Source organism: Streptomyces sp. NPDC005791, from assembly GCF_042871485.1.
Classification (GTDB): Bacteria; Actinomycetota; Actinomycetes; order Streptomycetales; family Streptomycetaceae; genus Streptomyces.
Genome location: NZ_JBIAIP010000014.1, coordinates 1 through 21,964, shown reverse-complemented (window position 1 = coordinate 21,964; position 21,964 = coordinate 1). Strand labels below are relative to the sequence as shown.

The window sequence follows — 21,964 nt, the reverse complement described above, 5'->3', positions numbered from 1 at the left end:
CGCCGACGCCGACGCCGCCCGGGACATCGCGTAGGCCGCGCCGGCCCGCGGACCGCGCATCCACGGCACCGCCGGACGCTGTGCCGCCCCTGCCCGCTGCGCCTGGGCCGCGGGCTGTCCGACCGCACGCCCGAGCGTGTCCTCGCCGCCCACCCGCAGGCCGGCTCGGGCAGCACCGGCGCGGCCCGGCCCAGGACGGGGCCCGACAGGCGACATCCGGCCCATCCGATGGCAAGATCAAACCAACTCACCGCCGAAGTGCGGCTGTTGGCCAGCCGAACCCTGGAGACGTCGTGTCCGCTCGTTCCGTACTGTCTGTCGTAGCCACCGCCACCCTCACCGCAGTCGCCGTGCTCACGGGCTGCACCAGCACCAAACCGTCCGCGTCCGGCGGCGAACTGGAGTTGGTGCGGTCCGGCAAGCTCACCACCTGCACGCACCTGCCGTATGAACCCTTCCAGGTCCGTAAGGACGATGCCGTCGTCGGCTTCGACGTGGACCTCGTGGATCTGGTCGCCAAGAAGCTCGAGGTCACCCAGGAGATCGTGGACACGCCCTTCGAGGGCATCCAGAGCGGCGAGGACCTCAACACCCGCAAGTGCGATCTGGCCGCTGCGGGTATGACGATCACGCCGGTGCGCGCGAAGAACCTGGACTTCTCCATCGGCTACTTCGACGCCACGCAGGCCCTGATCGCCAAGAAGGGTTCCTCCTTCACGTCGCTGGCAAGCCTCAAGGGAAAGAAGCTCGGGGTCCAGCAGGGCACCACGGGAGAGACGTACGCGCAGAAGAACGCCCAAGGCGTGACGACCGTGCAGTTCGAGGACCTGGCTCTGCTGCTGACGGCCGTGAAGACCGGACAGGTCGATGCCGCGGTGAACGACAACGGCGTGCTCTTCGAATACGTGCGCAAGAACCCGGACACCCAGGTCACCGCCGAGTTCGACACGGGGGAGGAGTACGGCATCGGGGTGCGCACCGGAAACGATGCCCTGCGCAAGGAGATCGACACGGTGATCACCGACGCCAAAGCCGATGGCAGTTATGACCGGATCTACAAGAAGTGGTTCCCCGCCGCTCCCAAGAAGTGAGGAAACCGCTACCGATGTCCATATCCCGCAGACAACGGACCCGCGCCATCCGAGGCGGTCAGTACGCTGTCCTCGCTGCTGTACTGCTCGTAGTCGCCCTGGCCGCCGACTGGGGTGAGATCCGACGGGCGTTCTTCGATGTCGGTGTCGCCAAGGCGCAGTTCCCCGACATCATCACCACCGCCCTGCTCAACACCGTGGTCTACACCCTCCTCGGCTTCGGATTCGGGCTGGTCGCGGGGCTGCTGCTCGCGCTGATGAGGCTGTCGCGCGTCCCGCCGTACCGCTGGCTGGCCATTGCGTACATCGAGTTCTTCCGCGGAGTCCCCGCACTGCTGGTCTTCATCGCCCTCGGCTTCGGCGTACCGCTCGCCTTCCAGGTCGCGCTCAACCAGTATGTGACCGTGATGCTGGCGCTCGGCCTCGTCGGCGCAGCCTATATGGCGGAGACGATACGGGCGGGGATACAGGCGGTCCCGAAGGGGCAGATGGAGGCCGCACGTTCACTGGGGATGTCGCAGAACCGGGCCATGGTGTCCATCATCATCCCGCAGGCCCTGCGCATCGTTCTGCCGCCGCTCACCAACGAACTGATCCTGCTGACCAAGGACTCGTCCCTGGTGTACCTGCTGGGCCTGTCGCTCTCCCAGTACGAGCTGGCCAAGTTCGGCCGGGACGCCCTGAACCAGAATCGCAGCCTGACTCCGATCCTCATCGCCGGCCTGTGTTATCTGATCATCACTCTGCCGCTCGGCCACCTGGTCCGGCGGCTCGAAGCGCGTACGGCGAAGGCGAGGTGACCGCGGTGAAGGCGGTATCGACGGCGGACGGCGCGGCGGCGGTGAGCGGGTCCGCGATCGACGTGCGGGGCCTGCGCAAGTCGTTCGGCGCGCTGGAGGTGCTCGCGGGCATCGACTTCTCGGTCGCACGGGGCGAGGTGGTGTGTGTCATCGGCCCGTCCGGTTCGGGCAAGTCCACGCTGCTGCGTTGCGTGAACCTGTTGGAGGAGCCCACATCGGGGACGGTCACGGTGGCCGGCGCCGAGGTCACCGACCCGGACGTGGACATCGACAAGGTGCGCCGGCGGATCGGCATGGTCTTCCAGTCGTTCAACCTGTTCCCGCACCTCACGGTTCTGGAGAACCTGACGCTCCCCCAGCGGCGAGTGCTCGGCCGCGACAAGGCGGAGGCGGGGCGGATCGCTCGCGAACGGCTGGCCCGGGTGGGTCTGACCGACAAGGAATCCGCCTACCCGGCGCAGTTGTCCGGCGGCCAGCAGCAGCGGGTGGCCATCGCGCGAGCGCTGGCCATGGATCCGGAACTGATGCTCTTCGACGAGCCCACCTCCGCGCTCGACCCGGAACTGGTGGGAGACGTCCTGGCCGTGATGCGCTCACTGGCCGACGAGGGGATGACGATGCTCGTCGTCACCCATGAGATGAGCTTCGCCAGGGAGGTCGCGGACCGCGTCGTCTTCATGGACGGCGGAGTCATCGTGGAGGAGGGGACCCCGGAGCGGGTGATCGGCGCGCCCCGTCATGCCCGTACCAGGTCCTTCCTCGCACGCCTGCTGACCCCGGCCACCGCGGACCTGACGGAGGCGGCCGCGGCCGCCGACGGGACGGGGACGCGGTCGGACCCGGTGTAGCCGTGCCGCGGGGGCGGACAGGCCGTGGCGGGACGTACCGGATCGGACGTGGTGGTCCGTGTGCAGCTGCTGCGGCGTGGGCGGTCGTTTCCAGGCGCGCACGACTGTCAGCGCCCGTACGCGCGCACAAGACGGATGTCCCGCCACCGGTGTACCTCGGTGGCGGGACATCCGTCGTCGTGCGTGGTCGGCTCTGCGCGGCGAACTCCGTGCCGACGCGTACAACGCGTAGCCGTCGGGGTCCCTCCCGGCCCCAGACCGGCCGGAACGGCCACCCTCCGTGTCTTCGCCATCAGTGCCGCCGGACGCCTCACGTGAGTCACGTCACCCAGAGTGAATATCTCGGCATACATCTCGCCGAACCGGGGAGGCACCCAGATCGCCGGTGCCGAACCCTGTGCGCCGGCTCATGTGCTCGGCCGGACCGGTGCGGAGCAATCAGGCACGGAAGGCAGATCACTACATGTCGGCTCCCCGCTCGTCGGCTCATCCCCCCGCCGCCCTGGAAACCCTCCACATCGACGGCACCTGGAGCGCGGCTGGATCAGGTGCGACACGCGAGATCCTCGACCCCGCCGACGCCACCGTCCTCGCTCTCGTCTCCGAGGCCGGCACCGAGGACACCGACGCGGCCGTGGCCGCCGCACGCCGCGCCTTCGACGACGGCCCCTGGCCCCACCGGCCGGTCGCCGAGCGCGCCGAGCTGCTGCGCCGGGTCGCCGGGTTCCTCCAGCGGGACCGCGAGGAGATCGCGATCACGGAGAGCCGCGACACCGGCAAGACCCTGGAGGAGGGCCGCGTCGACGTCGACGACGTCACCAACGCCTTCCGCTACTTCGCCGATCTCGTCATGAACGAGAGCGGCGGCCGCGTCGTCGACGCCGGCGACCCCGACGTGCACAGCGTCGTCGTGCACGAGCCGGTCGGTGTCTGCGCCCTGATCGCCCCGTGGAACTACCCGCTGCTCCAGGCCAGCTGGAAGATCGCCCCGGCCCTCGCCGCCGGCAACACCTTCGTGCTCAAGCCCAGCGAGGTCACCCCGCTCTCCACCGTCCACCTGATCCGGCTGCTCGCCGAGGCCGGCCTGCCCGACGGCGCCGCCAACCTCGTCACCGGCGCGGGCGACCCCGTCGGCGCCCGGCTCTCCGAACACCCGGACGTCGACATGGTCTCCTTCACCGGCGGGCTCGCCAGCGGCACGAAGGTCGCCCAGGCAGCCGCACCCACGGTCAAGAAGGTCGCCCTGGAACTCGGCGGCAAGAACCCCAACGTCGTGTTCGCCGACGCCTGCGCCACCGACGCCGGCTTCGACACCGCCGTCGACCAGGCGCTGAACGCCGCGTTCTTCCACAGCGGCCAGGTCTGCTCCGCCGGGGCCCGTCTCATCATCGAGGAGTCCGTCTCCGAGCGCTTCGTCACCGAGCTCGCCCGACGCGCCGACGCGATCCGGCTCGGCCGGGGCACCGTCGACGGAGTCGAGTGCGGCCCGCTCGTCTCCGCGCAGCAGCTCGCCAAGGTCGAGGCGTACGTCGCGTCCGCCCGCGAGGAGGGCGCGGTCGTCCGCTCCGGCGGAGCCCGCCCCGAACCCTCCGACGTACGGCCCGCGAGCGGCTACTTCTACCGGCCGACCGTCCTGGACGGCTGCCACCGGGAGATGAAGGTGGTCCGCGAGGAGACCTTCGGCCCGATCCTCACCGTCGAGACCTTCCGTACCGAGGAAGAGGCCGTCAGGCTGGCCAACGACACGGACTACGGTCTCGCCGGTGCCGTCTGGACCACCGACGCGGGCCGCGCCCGGCGCGTCGCGGGCCGGCTGCGGCACGGCACCGTCTGGATCAACGACTACCACCCCTACCTCCCGCAGGCCGAGTGGGGCGGCTTCGGCAAGTCCGGTACGGGCCGCGAGCTCGGCCCCACCGGGCTCGCCGAGTACCGCGAGTCCAAGCACATCTACCAGAACCTCAACCCGCGCCCGCAGCGCTGGTTCGCCGGCTGAACAGAGCGATCTGTCTCTCCCCGCCCGGCTGTTCGCCGCACCACGCACACGCCAGCACCTTGCAGAAGGAGCAACCGATGCCCCCGTCCCCCAGCACCGCACGCCCCGAACCCGTGGACTACGTGATCGTCGGAGGCGGCACCGCCGGCTCGGTCATCGCCTCCCGCCTCACCGAGGATCCCGACGTCACCGTGACCGTCGTCGAGGGCGGTCCGACCGACATCGACCGCGAGGACGTCCTCACCCTCCGCCGCTGGCTCGGCCTCCTCGGTGGCGACCTCGACTACGACTACCCCACCACCGAACAGCCGCGCGGCAACTCCCACATCCGGCACAGCCGCGCCCGCGTCCTCGGCGGCTGCTCCTCGCACAACACGCTGATCAGCTTCAAGCCGCTGCCCGGCGACTGGGACGAATGGGCCGAGGCCGGAGCCGACGGCTGGGACGCCGCCGCGATGGACCCCTACTTCGCCCGGCTGCGCAACAACATCGTGCCCGTCGACGAGAAGGACCGGAACGCCATCGCCCGCGACTTCGTCGACGCCGCACAGGCGGCGGCCGGAGTCCCGCGCGTGGACAGCTTCAACAAGAAGCCCTTCCACGAGGGCGCCGGCTTCTTCGACCTGGCCTACCACCCGGAGAACAACAAGCGCTCCTCCGCGTCCGTCGCCTACCTCCACCCGCACATCGAGGCCGGTGACCGCCCCAACCTCACGATCCTGCTGGAGACATGGGCCTACCGCCTGGAGTTCGACGGCAACCGGGCCACCGGGGTGCACGTACGCACCAAGGACGGCGAGGAGATGCTGCTGCGCGCCACCCGCGAAGTCATCGTCTGCGCGGGCGCGGTGGACACGCCCCGGCTGCTGATGCACTCCGGAATCGGCCCGGCGAAGGACCTCACCGCGCTCGGCATCCCCGTCCTCCACGACGCACCGGGCGTCGGCGAGAACCTGCTCGACCACCCCGAGTCGGTCATCGTCTGGGAGACGGACGGGCCCATCCCGGAGAACTCCGCGATGGACTCCGACGCGGGCCTGTTCGTACGGCGCGACCCCGGATCCCGGGGCCCCGACCTGATGTTCCACTTCTACCAGATCCCCTTCACCGACAACCCGGAGCGCCTCGGCTACGAGAGGCCCGAGCACGGCGTGTCGATGACCCCGAACATCCCCAAGCCGCGCAGCCGCGGCCGCCTCTACCTCACGAGCGCCGACCCCGAGGTCAAACCGGCCCTGGACTTCCGCTACTTCACCGACGAGGACGACTACGACGGACGCACCCTGGTCGACGGCATCAAGCTCGCCCGCGAGATAGCGAAGAGCGAACCCCTGGCCCACTGGCTCAAGCGCGAGGTCTGCCCCGGGCCCGAGGTCACGTCCGACGAGGACATCAGCGAGTACGCCCGCAAGGTCGCGCACACCGTCTACCACCCGGCCGGCACCTGTCGCATCGGATCCGTGGGCGACCCCGCCGCCGTCGTCGACCCGCAGCTGCGCGTCCAGGGCCTGGAGGGCATCCGGATCGCGGACGCGTCCGTCTTCCCGACCATGCCCGCCGTGAACCCGATGATCGGCGTGCTGATGGTGGGCGAGAAGTGCGCCGAACTGCTCCGAGCGACCCCGACCACCGGAGACGATGTCCGATGAGCGAAGCCAGTACCCCCGTGTTCGGCGTCCGGAACCTCTGGAAGGTGTTCGGGCCCAAGGCCGACCGCATCCCCGGCAGCGAGCACGCCGCGCTGCCGCCCGCCGAACTGCGCCGGCGCACCGGCTGCACCGCCGCCGTGCGTGACGTCTCCTTCGACGTCGAGAAGGGTGAGGTCTTCGTCGTCATGGGCCTGTCGGGCTCCGGCAAGTCCACCCTCGTACGCTGTCTGACCCGGCTCATCGAGCCCACCAGCGGCACCCTCGCCATCGACGGCGAGGACGTCCTGGGCATGGACACCACCCGGCTGCGCGAACTGCGCCGGCACCGCGCCGCGATGGTCTTCCAGCACTTCGGGCTGCTGCCGCACCGCACGGTCCTCGACAACGTCGCCTACGGCCTGGAGATCCAGGGCCTCGGCAAGACCGAACGGCGCGCAAAAGCCGCCGAACTGGTCGAGAAGGTCGGCCTCGCGGGCCTCGAGGACCGCCGCCCCGCCCAGCTCTCCGGTGGACAGCAGCAGCGCGTCGGGCTGGCCCGCGCACTCGCCGTCGACCCGTCCGTCCTCCTCTTCGACGAACCGTTCAGCGCGCTCGACCCGCTGATCCGGCGTGAGATGCAGGACGAGGTCGTCCGGCTGCACCGTGAGGAGGGCCGCACCATGGTCTTCATCACCCACGACCTCAGCGAGGCGCTCCGCCTGGGCACCCGCATCGCGCTGATGCGCGACGGCAGCATCGTCCAGCTCGGCACCCCCGAGGAGATCGTCGGCTCGCCCGCCGACGACTACGTACGCGCATTCGTCCGGGACGTCCCGCGCGAACAGGTCCTCACCGTCGCCGGCGCCATGCGCCCGCCGACCGCGGGCGAGAGCGAGCACGGCCCTGCCCTCCGCCCCGGGGCCACCGTCTCCGAAGCCATCGAGGCCGTCTCCCGCTCCGGCGACCCGGTCGCCCGTGTGATCAAGGACGGCAGGCTGCTCGGCGTCGTCGACCACGCGTGCCTGCTCGACGTGGTCGCGGGTCAGGGAGCCCGTGAGGTGACTGTCTGATGGCCACCGCCCAAGCCACCACACGTACCGCCTCCGGACCCCTGGGGAGCGGCCCGCTCGCCGCCCTGCGTGACCGGCCCGCACTCGGCAAGATTCTGCTGCTTCTGGTGATCGCCTTCGCCGCCGTACCCTTCGCGCACGCCCGCTGGGGCGGCGGGGCCTGGCCCGGCGCACTGACCGTGGACCTGGGCGGACCGCTCGGTGAGGTCAACGACTGGATCATCGGCAACCGTGACAGCCACCCGCTGTTCCTCTACTTCTTCGGACACATCAGCAACGCCGTCGTCCTGTCGGTGCGCGGTGTCTACCTCGCGCTCCTCGCACTCGGCTGGGCCGGTGTCACCGCCGTCGCCGCGCTCGTCGCCTGGCGGACGGCCGGATGGCGCCTCGCGCTGACCGCCGGGGCGTCCTTCCTCGTCTGCGGGCTGCTCGGCATGTGGGTGCCGACGATGCAGACCCTCGCCCTGATGACCGTCGCGGTCCTCGCCTCCGTGGTCCTGGGCCTGCTCCTCGGACTCGCCGCGGGCCTCTCCGACCGTACGTTCCGTGTCCTGCGCCCCGTCCTGGACACCATGCAGGTGCTGCCCGCCTTCGCCTATCTGCTGCCCGTCGTGCTGGTCTTCGGCATCGGCGTCCCCGGCGCGGTCCTCGCGACCGTCGTCTACGCGGCCCCGCCGATGGCCCGGCTCACCGCACTCGGACTGCGCGGCGCCGACGCCGGCGTCATGGAAGCCGTCGCCTCGCTCGGCGCGACCGGCCGCCAGCGCCTGCTCAGCGCCCGGCTGCCGCTGGCCCGCAAGGAACTGCTCCTCGGTCTCAACCAGACCATCATGATGGCGCTGTCCATGGCCGTCATCGCCTCCGTCATCGGCGCCGGCGGTCTCGGCGACCGCGTCTACCAGGCGCTCTCCTCCGTCGACGTCGGCGCCGCGCTCGCCGCGGGCATCCCCATCGTGCTGCTGGCCGTCGTGCTGGACCGCACGACCGAGGCGGCCGGGCGGAAGATCGGCACCGAACCCACCGGCCCCACCGCCCTGCGCGGCGCCCGCGGTTGGGGGATCGCCGCACTCATCGCCGCGGTCGTCGCCGCCGTGGGCCGCCACACCGGCGGCCGCGTCTGGCCCGAGGGCGGCGTCGTCGCCATCGCGGAGCCGGTCAACACGGCCAAGGACTGGATGGTCGACCACCTCTACACCGGCATCCCCGTCATCGGCGGAACCGCCGACTGGGCCGCCCACTTCACCAACTGGATCCTCAACCCGCTCCGCAGCGGGCTGCAGGGCCTGCCCTGGTGGTCCGTCCTGCTGATCGTCGCGGCCCTCGCCTGGACCATCGGCACCTGGCGCACCGCGCTCACCGCCGTGCTGGCCATGGCCGCCATCGGGGTCCTCGGCGTATGGGACCTGTCGATGGACACCCTCAGCCAGGTCCTCGCCGCCGTCGCCGTCACGCTGGTCCTGGGATTCGCCGTCGCCGTGGGCGCCTCCCGCAGCGGGCGCTTCGAACGGCTCCTGCGACCGGTCCTGGACGTCTTCCAGACGATGCCGCAGTTCGTCTACCTCATCCCGGTCGTCGCCCTCTTCGGCGTGGGGCGCGCCCCCGCCGCCGCGGCAGCGGTCGTCTACGCGCTGCCCGCCGTCGTCCGCATCACCACGCAGGGCCTGCGCGGCGTCGACCCCGCCGCGATGGAGTGCGCCCGCTCGCTCGGCGCGACCAGCGGTCAGCAACTGCGCCAGGTCCAGATCCCGTTGGCGAGGCCCGCACTGCTGCTGGCCGTCAACCAGGGTGTCGTCCTGGTCCTCGCGGTCGTCATCATCGGCGGCCTCGTCGGCTCCGGCGCGCTCGGCTACGAGGTCGTGTTCGGCCTCGCCCAGGGCGACCTGGCCACCGGCCTCGTCGCGGGCGCCGCCATCGTCTGCCTGGGGCTGATGCTGGACCGGGTCACCCAGCCCACCGCCCGCCGCCAGCGGAAGGAGAGCTGACATGGCTCGCACCCGTGCCCGCGCCCGTCTCCGTACGTCCGCGATCGTCGCCTCGGCCGGCGCGCTGCTGGCCGTCACCGGCTGCGGCGCGGCGGACATGACCAAGCAGGCCTCCCCGTTCGCGGCCCCCGCGGACATCAAGACCGTCACCCTCTCCGTCCAGTCCTGGGTCGGCGCACAGGCCAACGTCGCGGTCGCGCAGAAGATCCTCGAGGACGAGCTGGGCTACCGCGTCGACCTCGTCCAGACGGACGAGGTGCCCGCCTGGGACGCCCTCAGCCAGGGCCGGGTGGACGCCATCCTGGAGGACTGGGGCCACCCCGACCAGGAGAAGCTGTACGTCGAGGACAAGAAGACCATCGTCCCCGGCGGCGACCTCGGGGTCACGGGCCACATCGGCTGGTACGTCCCCAAGTACTGGGCGGACGAGCACCCGGACGTCACCGACTGGAAGAACCTCGACAGGTACGCCGACGAACTGCGCACCCCGGAGAGCGGTGACAAGGGCCAGCTGATGGACGGTTCGCCGTCCTACGTCACCAACGACAAGGCGCTGGTGAAGAATCTCGGTCTGGACTACAAGGTCGTCTTCGCCGGTTCCGAGGCCGCGCAGATCACTCAGATGCAGCAGTTCGCCAAGGAGAAGAAGCCCTTCCTCAGCTACTGGTACCAGCCGCAGTGGCTGTTCAACGAGGTACCGATGGTCGAGGTGAAGCTCCCGGAGTACTCCGACACCTGTGCGGCCAAGGACCCCGCGGACATCGACTGCGCGTACCCGACGACCCCGCTCCAGAAGTACCTCAACGCGGATTTCTCGAAGCGGGGCGGGGATGCCGCCGCCTTCCTGAAGAATTTCACGTGGTCGGAGAAGGACCAGAACGAGGTCTCCGAGCTGATCGCCTCCGAACGGCTGACGCCCGACGAAGCGGCCGCCCGCTGGATCGAGAGACACCCCGCCACCTGGAAGAAGTGGCTGGACCGGTGACCTGAGCCGCTTCTTCCGTATCGACGTCGGCCGCCGTGGCACCAGCCGCGGCGGCCGACGTGTGTCCGGGCCGCCCCGCCTGCACTATTCACTCAGTACATGTACTGAGGTTATAGTGCTGCGCATGAGTACCCGTCATGCCCTTCTGGGGCTGCTCGCGGCCGGGCCCTGTCACGGCTACGACCTGAAGCGGCAGTACGACGCCCGCTTCCCGCAGGCCCGCCCGCTCGCGTACGGGCAGGTCTACACGACCCTGCAACGCCTGGTGCGCGACGGCCTGGCCGCGGTCGACGGCACGGACTCCGACGGCGGCCCGGAGCGCACCCTCTACCGGTCGACCGGCGAGGGAGCACGCGAACTGGACCGCTGGGCAGTGGAGATCACCGCGCCCGCCCCCTTCGTGACGAACGAGATCTTCGCGAAGGTCGTGGTCTCGATCCTCGTCGCGGCGGCTCCCACGCAGCCGGGTCAGGACGGTCGGAAGCCCGACGCCGCAGCGCATCTGAGGGCCCAGCGCGCCGCCCACATGGAGCGGATGCGCGAGCTCACCGCAGTCAAGACCGCGCCGGACGCCGATCTCAGCACGGTGCTCTCGGCCGACTACGCCCTTGTCCACCTCGACGCCGACGTGCGGTGGATGACCACCACCGCGGCCCGCATCGACACCCTGACCGCGGAGGTCAACGCAGCATGAACACACAGGACGAGCAGTCCTCACCCGGAGCGGGTGTGCTGATCTCGGCGCACGGTCTGCGGAAGTCGTACGGAAGGACCGAGGCGCTGCGGGGAGCTTCCCTCGACCTCCACGAGGGCGAGATCCTCGCCGTCACCGGCACGAGCGGCAGTGGAAAATCCACCCTGCTGCACTGCCTCGCGGGAATCGTCCGCCCCGACGAGGGGGCCGTCACCTACGGAGGCGAGCAGCTCGGCCAACTGTCCGAGCAACGGCTCAGCGCATTACGACGCCACGACTTCGGAGTGGTGTTCCAGTTCGGACAGCTGATCCCCGAGCTCACCGCGCTCGACAACGTGGCGCTGCCCCTGCTGCTCGCCGGGACCCGCCGCGGCCCGGCGAACCAGAGGGCGGGGGAGTGGCTGGAGCGCTTCGGCGTCCGTGGGCAGGCCGACCTGCGCCCGGGCGAGATGAGCGGCGGCCAGAGCCAACGGGTCGCACTGGCACGGGCCCTGGTCACCGAACCCAAAGCGGTCTTCGCCGACGAGCCGACCGGCGCGCTCGACACGCTCGCCGGGGAACAGGTGATGACCGCTCTGGTGCACACCGCCAGGGACGCGGGCACGGCGGTGCTGCTGATCACCCACGACGCGCAGATCGCGGCGTACGCGGACCGTGAGGTGGGGCTGCGGGACGGGGTCGTCCACACGACTGGCTCGTCCGTCACCGTGAAACAGGAGGCGGCGCGCCATGAGGGCTGACATCCGCATCGCATGGACCCTCGCGCGCGGATCGGAACGCCGCGAGTGGTGGAGATTCGCGCTCACCCTCCTGGGGGCCCTCCTCGCCACGGGATTCGCCCTCGCGGCGGCGACGGTCGCCGCCGTGTCGGGGCAGGTGTCGATCCCGTACGCACACGGCCTGCTGAACCAGCCGGGCGAGCGTGCGGGGGTGGTGCTGACGCTCGTGCTCCTGCTGATCCCGGTCCTCGGCTTCCTCGGCCAGTGTGCGCGCATCGGCGCCGTACACCGTCACCGTCGGACGGCCGGGATGCGGCTCGCCGGGGCCTCACCCGCACAGGTGCGGAGAATCGCCGCGGTCGAGTCCGCGTTCGCCTGCCTGGCCGGCTCGTCGCTCGGCTTCGCCGCGTTCGCCGTGGTCCTCGCGGTGGCGGGGCACACCCCGCCACCGGTGGCGTGGGCGGGCTTCGTGGCGGTCGTGCTCGCCGTTCCGCTGATCGCCGCGCTGGTGAGCGTCTTCGCACTGCGCCACGTGGTCGCCTCGCCCCTCGACCATGTGCGCAGGACGGATTCGGACCGGGGACGCCGGGCGGCGCTCGGCTCCTTGCTCGCGGCCGTGCTGATCGCCACGGCGGGACTGCTCTTCCTGTTGCCGGCCGGCAAAGGCATCACACCGTTCGCGCTGCTGATCCTGGGCCTGGTGCTTCTCACCGGGGCGGGCGCGGTCTGGGTGGCAGGGGCGTTCGCGGCGTTCATGGGCCGCAGGCTCACCCTCCGTGCGAAGAGCCCGGCGGTGCTCGTCGCCGCGAGCAGGCTCGCGCACGACCCGTGGGCGGCCGCACGGACCCACGCCGCGCTGCTGCTGGTCACGGTCGTGGGCGTGGGCTTCGTGGCAGTCCGCGGGGTACTGCTCGCGGCACTGGGGGAGGACGGCTACCGACCGGTGGACCTCGCCTTCTACACCACCGGCATCGACCTCGCCGGGGCCGCCGTACTGGTCGCCGTGGCGATCAGCCTGTGCGGCATCGCCGTGGGCACCGCCGAGTCGCTGGCCACCCGCCGCAGGGGCCTGGCGGCACAGGCCGCCGCAGGAGTGCCCCACGGCGTCCTGGCCCGCGCCACGCTTCTGGAGACGGCGCTCCCCCTGGCCCCCGCTCTCCTGCTCGCGGGGGCCGGAGGAACGGTGGTGTACGCGGCGTACGCCACCGTCGTGGGCGGACCCGTCCCCCTGCTGCCGCTGCTCGTCCCCGTCGCCGTCTACACGGCCTGCCTGCTGGCAGCGGCGACCTCGCTGCCGCTCCTGCGGCGCGTGGCGCACCCGGCCGAACTGCGGTTCACGTAGCGTCCTTCGCGAGGTCCGCCCCGCCGCGCGCTCGCGTCGCCACCACGAGCGTCGCGGCGACGAGGGCGGCGGCGAGGATGCCGGTGGTGAGGACCGGGGCCGGGGCGAACGTCGCGGCCAGCACGGCGAGGACGGCCACGGGATGGATGAGGTCGTTCCGGCCGCGGAGTTCGTCCGCCCGGTGGTGCAGGAGCCACACCAGGGTGATGAAGACTGCCACAGGAACGGTGAACGTCGCCGCGGCCGCGTGGTCGGAGAGGTGGCCGTGACCGGTGCTGTGGGCGACGTTGACCGCAAGTCCGGCGCCGACCGCGGCGGCCGAGGAGAAGACGAGGTAATGGCCGTAGCCCCACAGGAGCGCCGCCCTGAGGCCGGTGAGCAGTTGCGGGGCGTTCTGGGCGAAGTAGAGCCACCACAGGGCGAACACGGTCAGTATGCCGCCGACGACCAGGGTCGCGATGTCGCCGAGCGCCGCCTCGTCGTCCAGAGCGCTACGGACGGCCACGGTCGCCGCGGTGATGGTCTCGCCGAGCACGATCAGGGTGAACAGGCCGTACCGCTCGGCGATGTGGTGGGGATGCCAGGTGGTCATGGCCGCGTTCTCGGCCCACGCGGGGACGGCGATCTCGGCCAGGACCAGGACGGCGAACAGCGGCAGCCCCCAGTCCTCGGGCAGGGCCAGCCGGACGACCCAGCCGATCTGCACGACGAGGATGCCGACCGCGTAGCGCAGACAGGAGCGTCGGCGTTCGGGGTCGGAGCGGGCGGCGCGGAGCCACTGGGTGACCATGGCCAGCCGCATGACGACGTATCCCCAGGTGATGACGGTGAAGTCCTCGTGCTGGAGGGCGTCGGCCGCCCCGGCGGCCACGACGAGCGCACCGGCGATCTGGACCAGGGTGAGCAGCCGGTAGGGGACGTCGTCGGTGTCGTACGCGGAGGCGAACCAGGTGAAGTTCATCCACGCCCACCAGATCGCGAAGAAGACCATCGCGTAGCCGAGGATCCCGTGCCCGATGTGGCCCTCGGCGAGTTCGTGCTCGAAGGCGACCGCCGCCTGGGCGACAGCGGCGACGAAGCACAGGTCGAAGAAGAGCTCGAGCATGGTCGCCGTGCGGTGTTCCTCACCGGTGTGGCGGGCGGCCATCGGGCGGATCCACGCACCGAAGGCGGATGGGGACTGACTCATGCGTACCAGTTTTCAGCGGAGGAAGGGCAGTTCAGGCCCGGCCGGTCCCGAAGGCGGCGCGAGCCTGCCGAGACCGGCCGCACAGGCCGCGGCCGGGTCGGTCGGCTCGACGGACACCGGTCACGTTACGAGCGGGCCGCGCCGGCACGCAACGCAGACCGCCCCCCGCCGGGCACCGCCTGTGCGAGGCACCCCTCGTGCGTGCCCGGGCCTCGGCGTCCGTGCCGGCCGGCGGCCGACCGGGATGCGGCTGTCGACCCGTATGCGGCCTACGCCGCCGGGTGCCCTCCGGCGAGGGTGCACACGCCGTCCGCACACCGGCGCTCCAGACGACCGCGGGAGACGGTCTGCGCGAGGCCGACCATCCAGCAGATGGGGCAGCCGCGGAACGCGATCAGGGCCAACGGGGCCGCCAGCAGAGTGGCCGGGCCGACGACGGGGACCAGGGCGATCGAGCCGATGACCAGCCCGAAGCCGATGGCGCCGCGCGCCAGGTGGCGTGGAACGGTCGTGCCGGCGAAGTCGGTCCCGGACGTCCCGGAGTGTGTGATCGCAGGAACCTCGTGGACCTGCGCGGGTTTCACGGTCTTCACGGTCGTGGGTCTCCTCCCACTGGTGGGTCGATGGCTTGACCGGGTACTCGTCCGGTGGCTGCCAGTGAATGACGGAGCGCCGCACGTGCTCTGTGCAGCCGCGACTTCATCGCGGCGTCGCTGAGACCGAGCGAACGGGCGACGGTCCTGCCGGGCAGGCCCTGCATGTCGCGCAGGATCAGGACCTGCCGCTGATCACGGGGAAGGGCACCGACCGCAGCCGCGATCCGTTCCGCCTCCAGCCTGCGGAGCACCGCGTCCTCGGCGGACTGTTCCGCGGACTCCTCCGGTTCGGCCGTCGTCCCGTCCCTGCGCGAGCCGAGCAGCCGTACCTGCCGGAGGCATTCGTTGCGCACGATCCTGAACATCCATGAGGCAAGCGCGCCGGTGGCCCGCAAGGTGCCGATCTTCCGGTAGAGGATGATCAGCGCCTCCTGTGCCGCGTCCTCCGCGTCCTGCGGTGAGGCGCACAGCGAGAGGGCGAACTTGCGTACATGGGGCTGCGATTCCATGACGACGGTGGTGAGCGACGTGGCGTCGCCGTCCTGAGCGGCCTTGATCAGCCGCTCGTCCGGCCACGGGAGCCGTTGTCTCATCTGCTCCTCATCCCCCGGAGGGCGACCCGCGCGCAGACGCCGGTCAGCCTCGGCTCCTGTAGCGCCGCATCAGATGCCAGCTGCACGCGCCCACGAGCAGGACGCCGATCACTACGAGGCCGGTGACCATCATCGGTGTTTCCTCCTTGTTCCGCCGGCCCGTTCGGCCGGTCCGTGGATAGGAGGCGGGGAGGACCGAAAAGGATTCACCTCGGGCCCGGGGCATTCCCCGGACCGTGCACGGCCGGCCGGTACGTCACCCCACGGAAGCCCGTGTGCCCGCCGATCAGAGGGCGGGCCGGACGGTCTCCTGCGCTCCCGGCCGCCCGAACTGGGTCCGGTGCAGCTCCTCGTACCGTCCTCGGAGGCCCATCAGCTCGTCGTGCGTGCCGCGTTCGACCACCCGGCCGTCCTCGACGACCAGGATCAGGTCCGCGGCCCGCACCGTCGACAGCCGGTGGGCGATCACCACCGCCGTACGGCCCTCCAGAGCCTCGGCCAGTGCCTCCTGGACGGCGGCCTCCGAGGTGGAGTCGAGGTGTGCGGTGGCCTCGTCCAGGATCACCACCCGCTGACGGGCCAGCAGCAGCCGGGCGATGGTGAGCCGCTGGCGTTCGCCGCCGGAGAGGCGGTAGCCGCGCTCGCCGACCACCGTGTCCAGTCCGTCCGGCAGCGACGCCACCAGACCGTCCAGGCGGGAGCGGCGCAGCGCGTCCCAGACCTCCTCCTCGGTGGCCTCCGGCCGGGCGAGCAGCAGATTGGCCCGCACCGACTCGTGGAAGAGGTGCCCGTCCTGGGTGACCATGCCGAGCGTCTCCCGGATCGAATCGGCCGTCAGGTCCCGTACGTCGACGCCGTTCAGACGCACGGCGCCGGCATCGGTGTCGTACAGCCGGGGGAGCAGCTGGGCGATCGTCGACTTCCCGGCTCCGGACGATCCCACGAGTGCGACCATCCGGCCGGGCTCCGCGGTGAAGGACACGTCGTGCAGCACCTGCGTGCCGCCTCCCGAGTCGAGTGAGGCGACCTCTTCGAGTGAGGCGAGGGAGACCTTGTCGGCGGAGGGGTAGCCGAAGGAGACGCCGTCGAACTCCACGGAGACCGGTCCGTCCGGCACCCGGCGGGCGTCGGGCTTCTCGGCGATCAGCGGCTCGAGGTCGAGGATCTCGAAGACCCGCTCGAAGCTGACCAGGGCGCTCATCACCTCGACCCGGGCACCGGCCAGTGCCGTCAGGGGGGCGTAGAGCCGGGTGAGGAGCAGGGCCAGGGCGACGACGGCCCCGGGCTCCAGGCTGCCGCGCAGCGCGTAGTAGCCACCGAGTCCGTACACCAGGGCGAGGGCCAGCGCCGACACCAGCGTGAGCGCCGTGATGAAGGTGGACTGGAGCATCGCCGTACGGACTCCGATGTCCCGCACCCGGCCCGCGCGGGCGGCGAATTCGGCGGACTCGTCGGCGGGGCGCCCGAAGAGCTTGACGAGGGTGGCGCCCGGCGCCGAGAAGCGCTCGGTCATCTGGGTGCCCATGGTGGCGTTGTGAGCGGCGGCCTCCCGCTGGAGTCCCGCCATCCGGGAGCCCATCCGGCGCGCGGGGGCGACGAACACCGGCAGCAGCACCAGGGCGAGCAGCGTGATCTGCCAGGAGATGGTGAGCATCACGGCCAGGGTCAGCAGCAGGGTGACGACATTGGAGACGACACCCGACAGGGTGTTGCTGAACGCGCGTTGCGCGCCGATCACATCGTTGTTGAGACGGCTGACCAGCGCGCCGGTCCTGGTGCGGGTGAAGAAGGCGATGGGCATCCGCTGGACGTGATCGAACACGGCGGTGCGCAGATCAAGGATCAGCCCTTCACCGAGGGTGGCGGACAGCCACCGGGTGAGAAGCCCGAGTCCCGCCTCGGACACGGCGATCAGAGCGATGAGCAGGGCCAGCCCGGTGATCGTGCCGGCCTCCCTGCCCTGCACGATCGCGTCGACGACCCGCCCCGCCAGTACCGGGGTGGCCACCGCCAGCAGGGCGGTGACCACGCTGAGGAGCAGGAAGCGGAGGATTCTGCTCCGATGGGGCCGGGCGAACGCCGCGATGCGGCGCAGCGTGGCCCGGGAGAAGGGTCTGCGGTCCTGCTCCGCGTTCATCGTGCTGTGCAGCGAATGCCATGCGGTGACTTCCATGTCCATGCGAGTGCCTCCGGGTCGGTCGGTGTGCACAGCACGCTAGGACCTCAAGTAAACCTGAGGTCAACTGTTCCCGGTCCGCTTCACCCATCGGCGCGTCCAGCGCGCCCGTACGGTGGCCGTGACTCCCGGTCCGGCCGCGACGTCGGCGTCGGTACGGGGCCGCGGTGTCCGGGCCCGTCTCCGGTCGGAACCGGGAGCGAGCCGGGTCCGGGCATACCCGAGGGCCGCAGGCGGTGGCCTGCGGCCCTCGGACCGGGGGTGTCGCGCGCTCAGAGCCCCGGCGGCACCCGCGACGGTCGGCCGCTGCCGCGGGTGAGGCCGTAGCCGAACACCGCCGCCAGCGCCGCGAGTACGCCTCCGCCGACGGTCCACGCCCAGCGGTCGGTCCACCAGCCGGAGGACCAGCCGTCCTCCGGCTCGCCTGCGGCCGGGGCGTCGCCCTGCGCCGAGACGACGGAGGCGCCCGGCACCAGCGGTTCGGCCAGAGCGCCGTCCACGTCATGGGCGCCGCCCTGGTCGGCCGCGGTGACCTCGGTCTCGACGTGGACGGGCAGGCCCAGGTCCTCCTCGGCCAGGCCGACCACCGTCAGGCGTACGTAGTAGCTGCCGGGCAGTGGGTCGTACGCCCACGGCTCGGACCAGGCGCGCACCGTGCGCAGCACGCAGGACAGCTCGACGGCGCCCGCGTCCGGAGCCGCCTTCCTGGTCTGGTGGCCGTACACGCAGGCCTGGCGACGGCGGAGCCCGTCGTACACGTCGACCTGCCAGGTCGACGCGCCGTGCCGGGTGGCGCTCTCCGGCAGGCTCACCTTCGCGCGGACGGTGGGACGCTGACCGGCGTCGGCCGGGAAGGTCCAGTACAGGTAGTCACCCGTGGACGCGTCCGCGGTGGCCGTCTGCTCCTGCTGGATCGCCGTGGCGGTACGGAAGGTGGTGCCCGCTTCCGTCGGCCCTGTCGTCCCGTCGTCCGCCGGGCTCGCGCTCGCGGACGGATCGTCGGCGACGGCGGCGCCCGCCGAGGTGAGCAGGGTGACAGCGGCCAGCAGCGCGCCCACACATCCGCGCCTCAGGGTGTTCCTGCGGTTGGTACGCATCAGTTGGTCCTCCATACGGCGACGCGCCAGCGCGAGATCCAGCCGAACAGCAGACCCGCGACCAGTCCGGTCAGCACCATGACGCCCAGCAGCCACCAGCCACGGCCCAGGCCGAACGCGGCGGCGTCGGCGGCCTCGTCGGGAGCGTCCACCAGGTCGATGGTGAGCTCGACGGGCATACCGGGAGTGGTCTTCACGGAGCCGGGCGCCGAGAAGGAGTTGCCGAGCTGGAGGCAGACCGCCTCGGCGGCGGGCTTCGCGTCGGAGTCGGTGCCCTCCTGCTCGGGCTTCGGGTAGCGCAGCCCGGTGGATATGGCGTCCGTACGCCCCGTGCCTGACTCCGCGCCCCGGACGATCTCACGGCCGTGCGTGGTCACGGCGCGCAGCAGGACCCCGTAGTCGTTGTCCACGGCCCGGTCCGCCGACACACTCACCGAGGCGCGCAGCTCCTGGCCGGGCAGGACATCCACCCGGTACCAGCGGTGCTTGCCGATCTCCTGCCGGTCCGTGTAGAGACCGGCGTTCAGCTCGGGGGCCGCGGAGCAGCTGCCCGCGCCCTCGGCCGCCACCGGGGTGATGACGGGCTCGGCGGCCCGGTCCACCAACTGCTTGACGCGGCCGGAGAGTTCATCGGTGTGCTGGACGGCCGTGTAGGTGCCGCCGGTGGCTTCGGCGATACACGTCAGTTGCTGCCGGATCTTGGCGTTCGGCACCAGGCCGAGCGTGTCGATGACGAGGTGGATCCCACGGGCGGCGATGTCACGCGCGACCTCGCAGGGGTCGAGCGGGCCGCAGGTGTCCTCGCCGTCGGTGATCAGGACGATCCGCCGGGTGGCGTCCCCACCCTCGAGGTCGTCGGCCGCGCCGAGAAGGGCGGGTCCGATCGGGGTCCAGCCGGTCGGCGCCAGCGTGGCGACGGCGGTCTTGGCCTCGGTGCGGTCGAGCGGGCCGACCGGGTAGAGCTGCTTGGTGTCCTTGCAGCCCACCTTCCGGTCGTCGCCCGGATAGTCGGCGCCGAGCGTACGGATGCCGAGCTCGACCTCCTCGGGCACCGCGTCCAGGACGTCGTTGAACGCCTGCTTGGCGGCGGATATGCGGGACTCGCCGTCGATGTCGCGGGTGCGCATGGAGCCACTGACGTCAAGGACCAGTTCGACCTTGGGTGACGCGGCGGTGGGGGGTTCGTCGGCAGCGGCCGGGAGGGCGGTGCCCAGCCCGGCGGCCAGGGTGGCGAGCAGGACGCCCACCCCGGCCGTCAGCCGTTTTCTTGTGATCATCGCCGGATCCTATTGAAGATCCACAGTCATCCCCAAAACACGCGCCACGGTGCTGTTCCGGGGCTCGCCTCATCCGCCGAGCAGAGGCTCCGCCGCCCGGCCCAGCACCGAACCGACGCGCTCCCAGGTCTCGGTGTCCCGCTCCACCGGCGGGAGTTCGGTGTCGGAGTCCTGCGACTTCGCGTTCCAGTGGGCAGCGATGGCGACAGGGTCGCCACCGCCCGCCGCGGAGGCGGCCAGCGCGGCCGCGCCGAGCGCGACCAGTTCACCGCTGCCCGGCACGAGCAGAGGCCGTCCGGACAGCCGACGCACGGTCTCCACCCAGGTGCGGCCCTGGGCGCCGCCGCCGATCAGCCGCAGTGGCCGGCCGGCGACCTCGGGGTCGGCCGGGTCGAGGCCGCACGCCCGCAGCAGCTCGTCGAGCGCCCGCAGCACGGTGAAGGCCGCCCCCTCGTACGCGGCGCCCAGCAGCTGCTGCGGTGTGGTGTCGTGCCGCAGGCCGGTGAGAAGGCCGGACGAGGTGGGCAGGTCCGGGGTGCGTTCGCCGTCGAGGTAGGGAAGGAGGACGGCTTCACCGCCGGGCGTCGCGTCGTCGCGGTGCAGGCCGAGCAGGTCGGCCACCTTGTCGACGGCCAGCGTGCAGTTGAGGGTGCAGGCCAGCGGGAGGTACGTACCGTCGGCGGCGGCGAACCCCGAGAGGGCCGTGGAGGCGGGCCGGGCCCGGGAGGCGGCGAAGACCGTGCCCGAGGTGCCGAGGCTGAGGACGGGGTGGTCCAGCAGTCCCGCGCCGCCCAGGCCGAGGCCCACGGCGGCGCTCATGTTGTCCCCCGTACCGGCCGCGACGGCGATCCCGGCCGGCAGGCCGAGCGCCTCGGCCGCGGCCTCGGTCAGGGAACCGATCCGGGTGCCGCCCGTGGCGGCGACCTCCGGCAGCATGGAGAGGTCCAGGCCGAGGCGGTCCAGCAGCTCCGGGTCGTACGCGCCCGTCGCGGTGGAGTACCAGCAGGTCCCCGACGCGTCGCCGGGGTCGGTCGCCGCGACGCCCGCGAGCCGCTCCGTGAGGAAGTCGTGGGGCAGTCGCACGGAGGCCGTCGCCTCGGCGTTCACCGGGTCGTTCTCCCGCAGCCACCGCCACTTCGTCGCGGTCATGGAGGCGACGGGCACCGTGCCGGTGCGCGCGGTCCAGGCCTCCGGTCCGTCCAGCTCGGCGACCAGGGCCGCGGCCTGCGGCGCGGAGCGCGTGTCGTTCCACAGGAGTGCGGGGCGCAGCGGACGGCCTGACCGGTCGAGGGTCACGAGGCCGTGCTGCTGTCCCGCGACGGCGATGCCCGTGACGCAGGACGCGGAGAGACCGGACTCCTTGAGCCCGGCGGTGACGGCGGTGCACAGGGCTCGCCACCAGACCTCCGGGTCGGTCTCGCGGGCCCCGCCCTCGCCCGTGACGGAATGGGGGGCGCGGCCGACGGCGAGCAGCTCACCGGTCTCGGTGTCGGTGATCGCAGCCTTGGTGGACTGGGTGGAGCTGTCCACGCCGATGACGACGGTACGCGGCGGCATGGGCTACCTCTTCTCGTGCGGTTCTTGCTGTTGCGGGGTTTGGGAGTGCGACAAACAAATTACGTGATCGGCGGCGTCCGGAACAGAGGCGGCCCTCCTTTCGTCCCCGGGGGGTTACGTCCGCACGATGTCGTGTGCATAATTAATCATGTCAGTGAACAAATAGGCCCGGGGTACTGACGACGGCTCCGGACCCGAGGCAGGCGAAGGCGGAGACACCATGACGGAACGCTTCACTCCCACCCCCGCGGACAGGTTCACCTTCGGTCTGTGGACCGTGGGCTGGCGTGGCAACGACCCGTTCGGTGACGCGACGCGTCCCGC

The 21,964-nt window shown here is 71.4% G+C and carries 18 protein-coding genes; 11 read left to right on the top strand and 7 right to left on the bottom strand.

Annotated elements, in window-relative coordinates:
• Positions 1-293 precede the first annotated feature (293 nt).
• The 11 genes from ACFYSH_RS25455 to ACFYSH_RS25405 all read left to right on the top strand — a co-directional run bounded on the left by ACFYSH_RS25455 (position 294) and on the right by ACFYSH_RS25405 (position 13,155).
• Positions 294-1,091 carry an ABC transporter substrate-binding protein gene (locus ACFYSH_RS25455; RefSeq protein WP_359465650.1) on the top strand — a complete coding sequence of 266 codons (798 nt, stop codon included), beginning with the start codon at positions 294-296 and terminating at the stop codon, positions 1,089-1,091.
• 14 nt (positions 1,092-1,105) lie between these two features.
• Positions 1,106-1,891 (top strand): amino acid ABC transporter permease, encoded by a 786-nt coding sequence (locus ACFYSH_RS25450; protein WP_359465649.1) that lies wholly within the window; start codon positions 1,106-1,108, stop codon positions 1,889-1,891.
• A gap of 5 nt (positions 1,892-1,896) precedes the next feature.
• Entirely contained in the window at positions 1,897-2,739 is an 843-nt protein-coding gene (locus ACFYSH_RS25445; protein ID WP_359465647.1) for an amino acid ABC transporter ATP-binding protein, read from the top strand.
• Positions 2,740-3,202: 463 nt separating this feature from the next.
• Complete coding sequence (locus ACFYSH_RS25440; protein ID WP_388755508.1) at positions 3,203-4,735, top strand: aldehyde dehydrogenase family protein; 1,533 nt, start codon at positions 3,203-3,205, stop codon at positions 4,733-4,735.
• Positions 4,736-4,812: 77 nt separating this feature from the next.
• On the top strand, positions 4,813-6,384 hold the full coding sequence (locus ACFYSH_RS25435) for a GMC family oxidoreductase (RefSeq protein WP_388755505.1): 1,572 nt from the start codon (positions 4,813-4,815) through the stop codon (positions 6,382-6,384).
• Positions 6,381-7,433: a glycine betaine/L-proline ABC transporter ATP-binding protein gene (locus ACFYSH_RS25430; RefSeq protein WP_388755502.1), complete on the top strand. Its 1,053-nt coding sequence runs from the start codon at positions 6,381-6,383 to the stop codon at positions 7,431-7,433. Before ACFYSH_RS25435 ends, ACFYSH_RS25430 begins: the two co-directional genes overlap by 4 nt.
• Positions 7,433-9,415, top strand: a complete 1,983-nt coding sequence (locus ACFYSH_RS25425) for an ABC transporter permease (protein ID WP_388755499.1) — start codon at positions 7,433-7,435, stop codon at positions 9,413-9,415. The genes ACFYSH_RS25430 and ACFYSH_RS25425 overlap by 1 nt, the downstream gene beginning before the upstream one ends.
• Position 9,416: 1 nt before the next feature.
• Positions 9,417-10,400 carry an ABC transporter substrate-binding protein gene (locus ACFYSH_RS25420; protein WP_388755497.1) on the top strand — a complete coding sequence of 328 codons (984 nt, stop codon included), beginning with the start codon at positions 9,417-9,419 and terminating at the stop codon, positions 10,398-10,400.
• A gap of 124 nt (positions 10,401-10,524) precedes the next feature.
• Positions 10,525-11,094: a PadR family transcriptional regulator gene (locus tag ACFYSH_RS25415; protein ID WP_388755495.1), complete on the top strand. Its 570-nt coding sequence runs from the start codon at positions 10,525-10,527 to the stop codon at positions 11,092-11,094.
• Positions 11,091-11,834 carry an ABC transporter ATP-binding protein gene (locus ACFYSH_RS25410; protein ID WP_388755492.1) on the top strand — a complete coding sequence of 248 codons (744 nt, stop codon included), beginning with the start codon at positions 11,091-11,093 and terminating at the stop codon, positions 11,832-11,834. The genes ACFYSH_RS25415 and ACFYSH_RS25410 overlap by 4 nt, the downstream gene beginning before the upstream one ends.
• On the top strand, positions 11,824-13,155 hold the full coding sequence (locus ACFYSH_RS25405) for an ABC transporter permease (protein WP_388755490.1): 1,332 nt from the start codon (positions 11,824-11,826) through the stop codon (positions 13,153-13,155). The genes ACFYSH_RS25410 and ACFYSH_RS25405 overlap by 11 nt, the downstream gene beginning before the upstream one ends.
• Here the strand turns inward: ACFYSH_RS25405 and ACFYSH_RS25400 are convergent.
• The 7 genes from ACFYSH_RS25400 to xylB form a co-directional block, all read right to left on the bottom strand.
• Positions 13,148-14,344, bottom strand: coding sequence for a low temperature requirement protein A (locus ACFYSH_RS25400; RefSeq protein ID WP_388755487.1), 1,197 nt, complete (start codon positions 14,342-14,344; stop codon positions 13,148-13,150). The two genes, ACFYSH_RS25405 and ACFYSH_RS25400, sit on opposite strands and share 8 nt — an antisense overlap.
• Before the next feature lie 269 nt (positions 14,345-14,613).
• The gene (locus ACFYSH_RS25395) at positions 14,614-14,895 is read right to left on the bottom strand and encodes a hypothetical protein (protein ID WP_388755801.1); all 282 of its coding nucleotides are present in this window, start codon (positions 14,893-14,895) and stop codon (positions 14,614-14,616) included.
• A 38-nt stretch (positions 14,896-14,933) separates the two neighbouring features.
• Positions 14,934-15,533, bottom strand: coding sequence for an RNA polymerase sigma factor (locus ACFYSH_RS25390; protein WP_359465631.1), 600 nt, complete (start codon positions 15,531-15,533; stop codon positions 14,934-14,936).
• Between the two features lie 286 nt (positions 15,534-15,819).
• A complete protein-coding gene (locus tag ACFYSH_RS25385; protein WP_359465629.1) occupies positions 15,820-17,712 on the bottom strand; it encodes an ABC transporter ATP-binding protein in 1,893 nt (630 codons plus the stop codon).
• A 269-nt stretch (positions 17,713-17,981) separates the two neighbouring features.
• Positions 17,982-18,806: a hypothetical protein gene (locus tag ACFYSH_RS25380; protein WP_359465627.1), complete on the bottom strand. Its 825-nt coding sequence runs from the start codon at positions 18,804-18,806 to the stop codon at positions 17,982-17,984.
• On the bottom strand, positions 18,806-20,083 hold the full coding sequence (locus ACFYSH_RS25375) for a VWA domain-containing protein (RefSeq protein WP_359465626.1): 1,278 nt from the start codon (positions 20,081-20,083) through the stop codon (positions 18,806-18,808). The genes ACFYSH_RS25380 and ACFYSH_RS25375 overlap by 1 nt, the downstream gene beginning before the upstream one ends.
• 69 nt (positions 20,084-20,152) lie before the next feature.
• Positions 20,153-21,640: a xylulokinase gene (xylB, locus tag ACFYSH_RS25370; RefSeq protein ID WP_388755483.1), complete on the bottom strand. Its 1,488-nt coding sequence runs from the start codon at positions 21,638-21,640 to the stop codon at positions 20,153-20,155.
• Between the last annotated feature and the right edge of the window lie 324 nt (positions 21,641-21,964).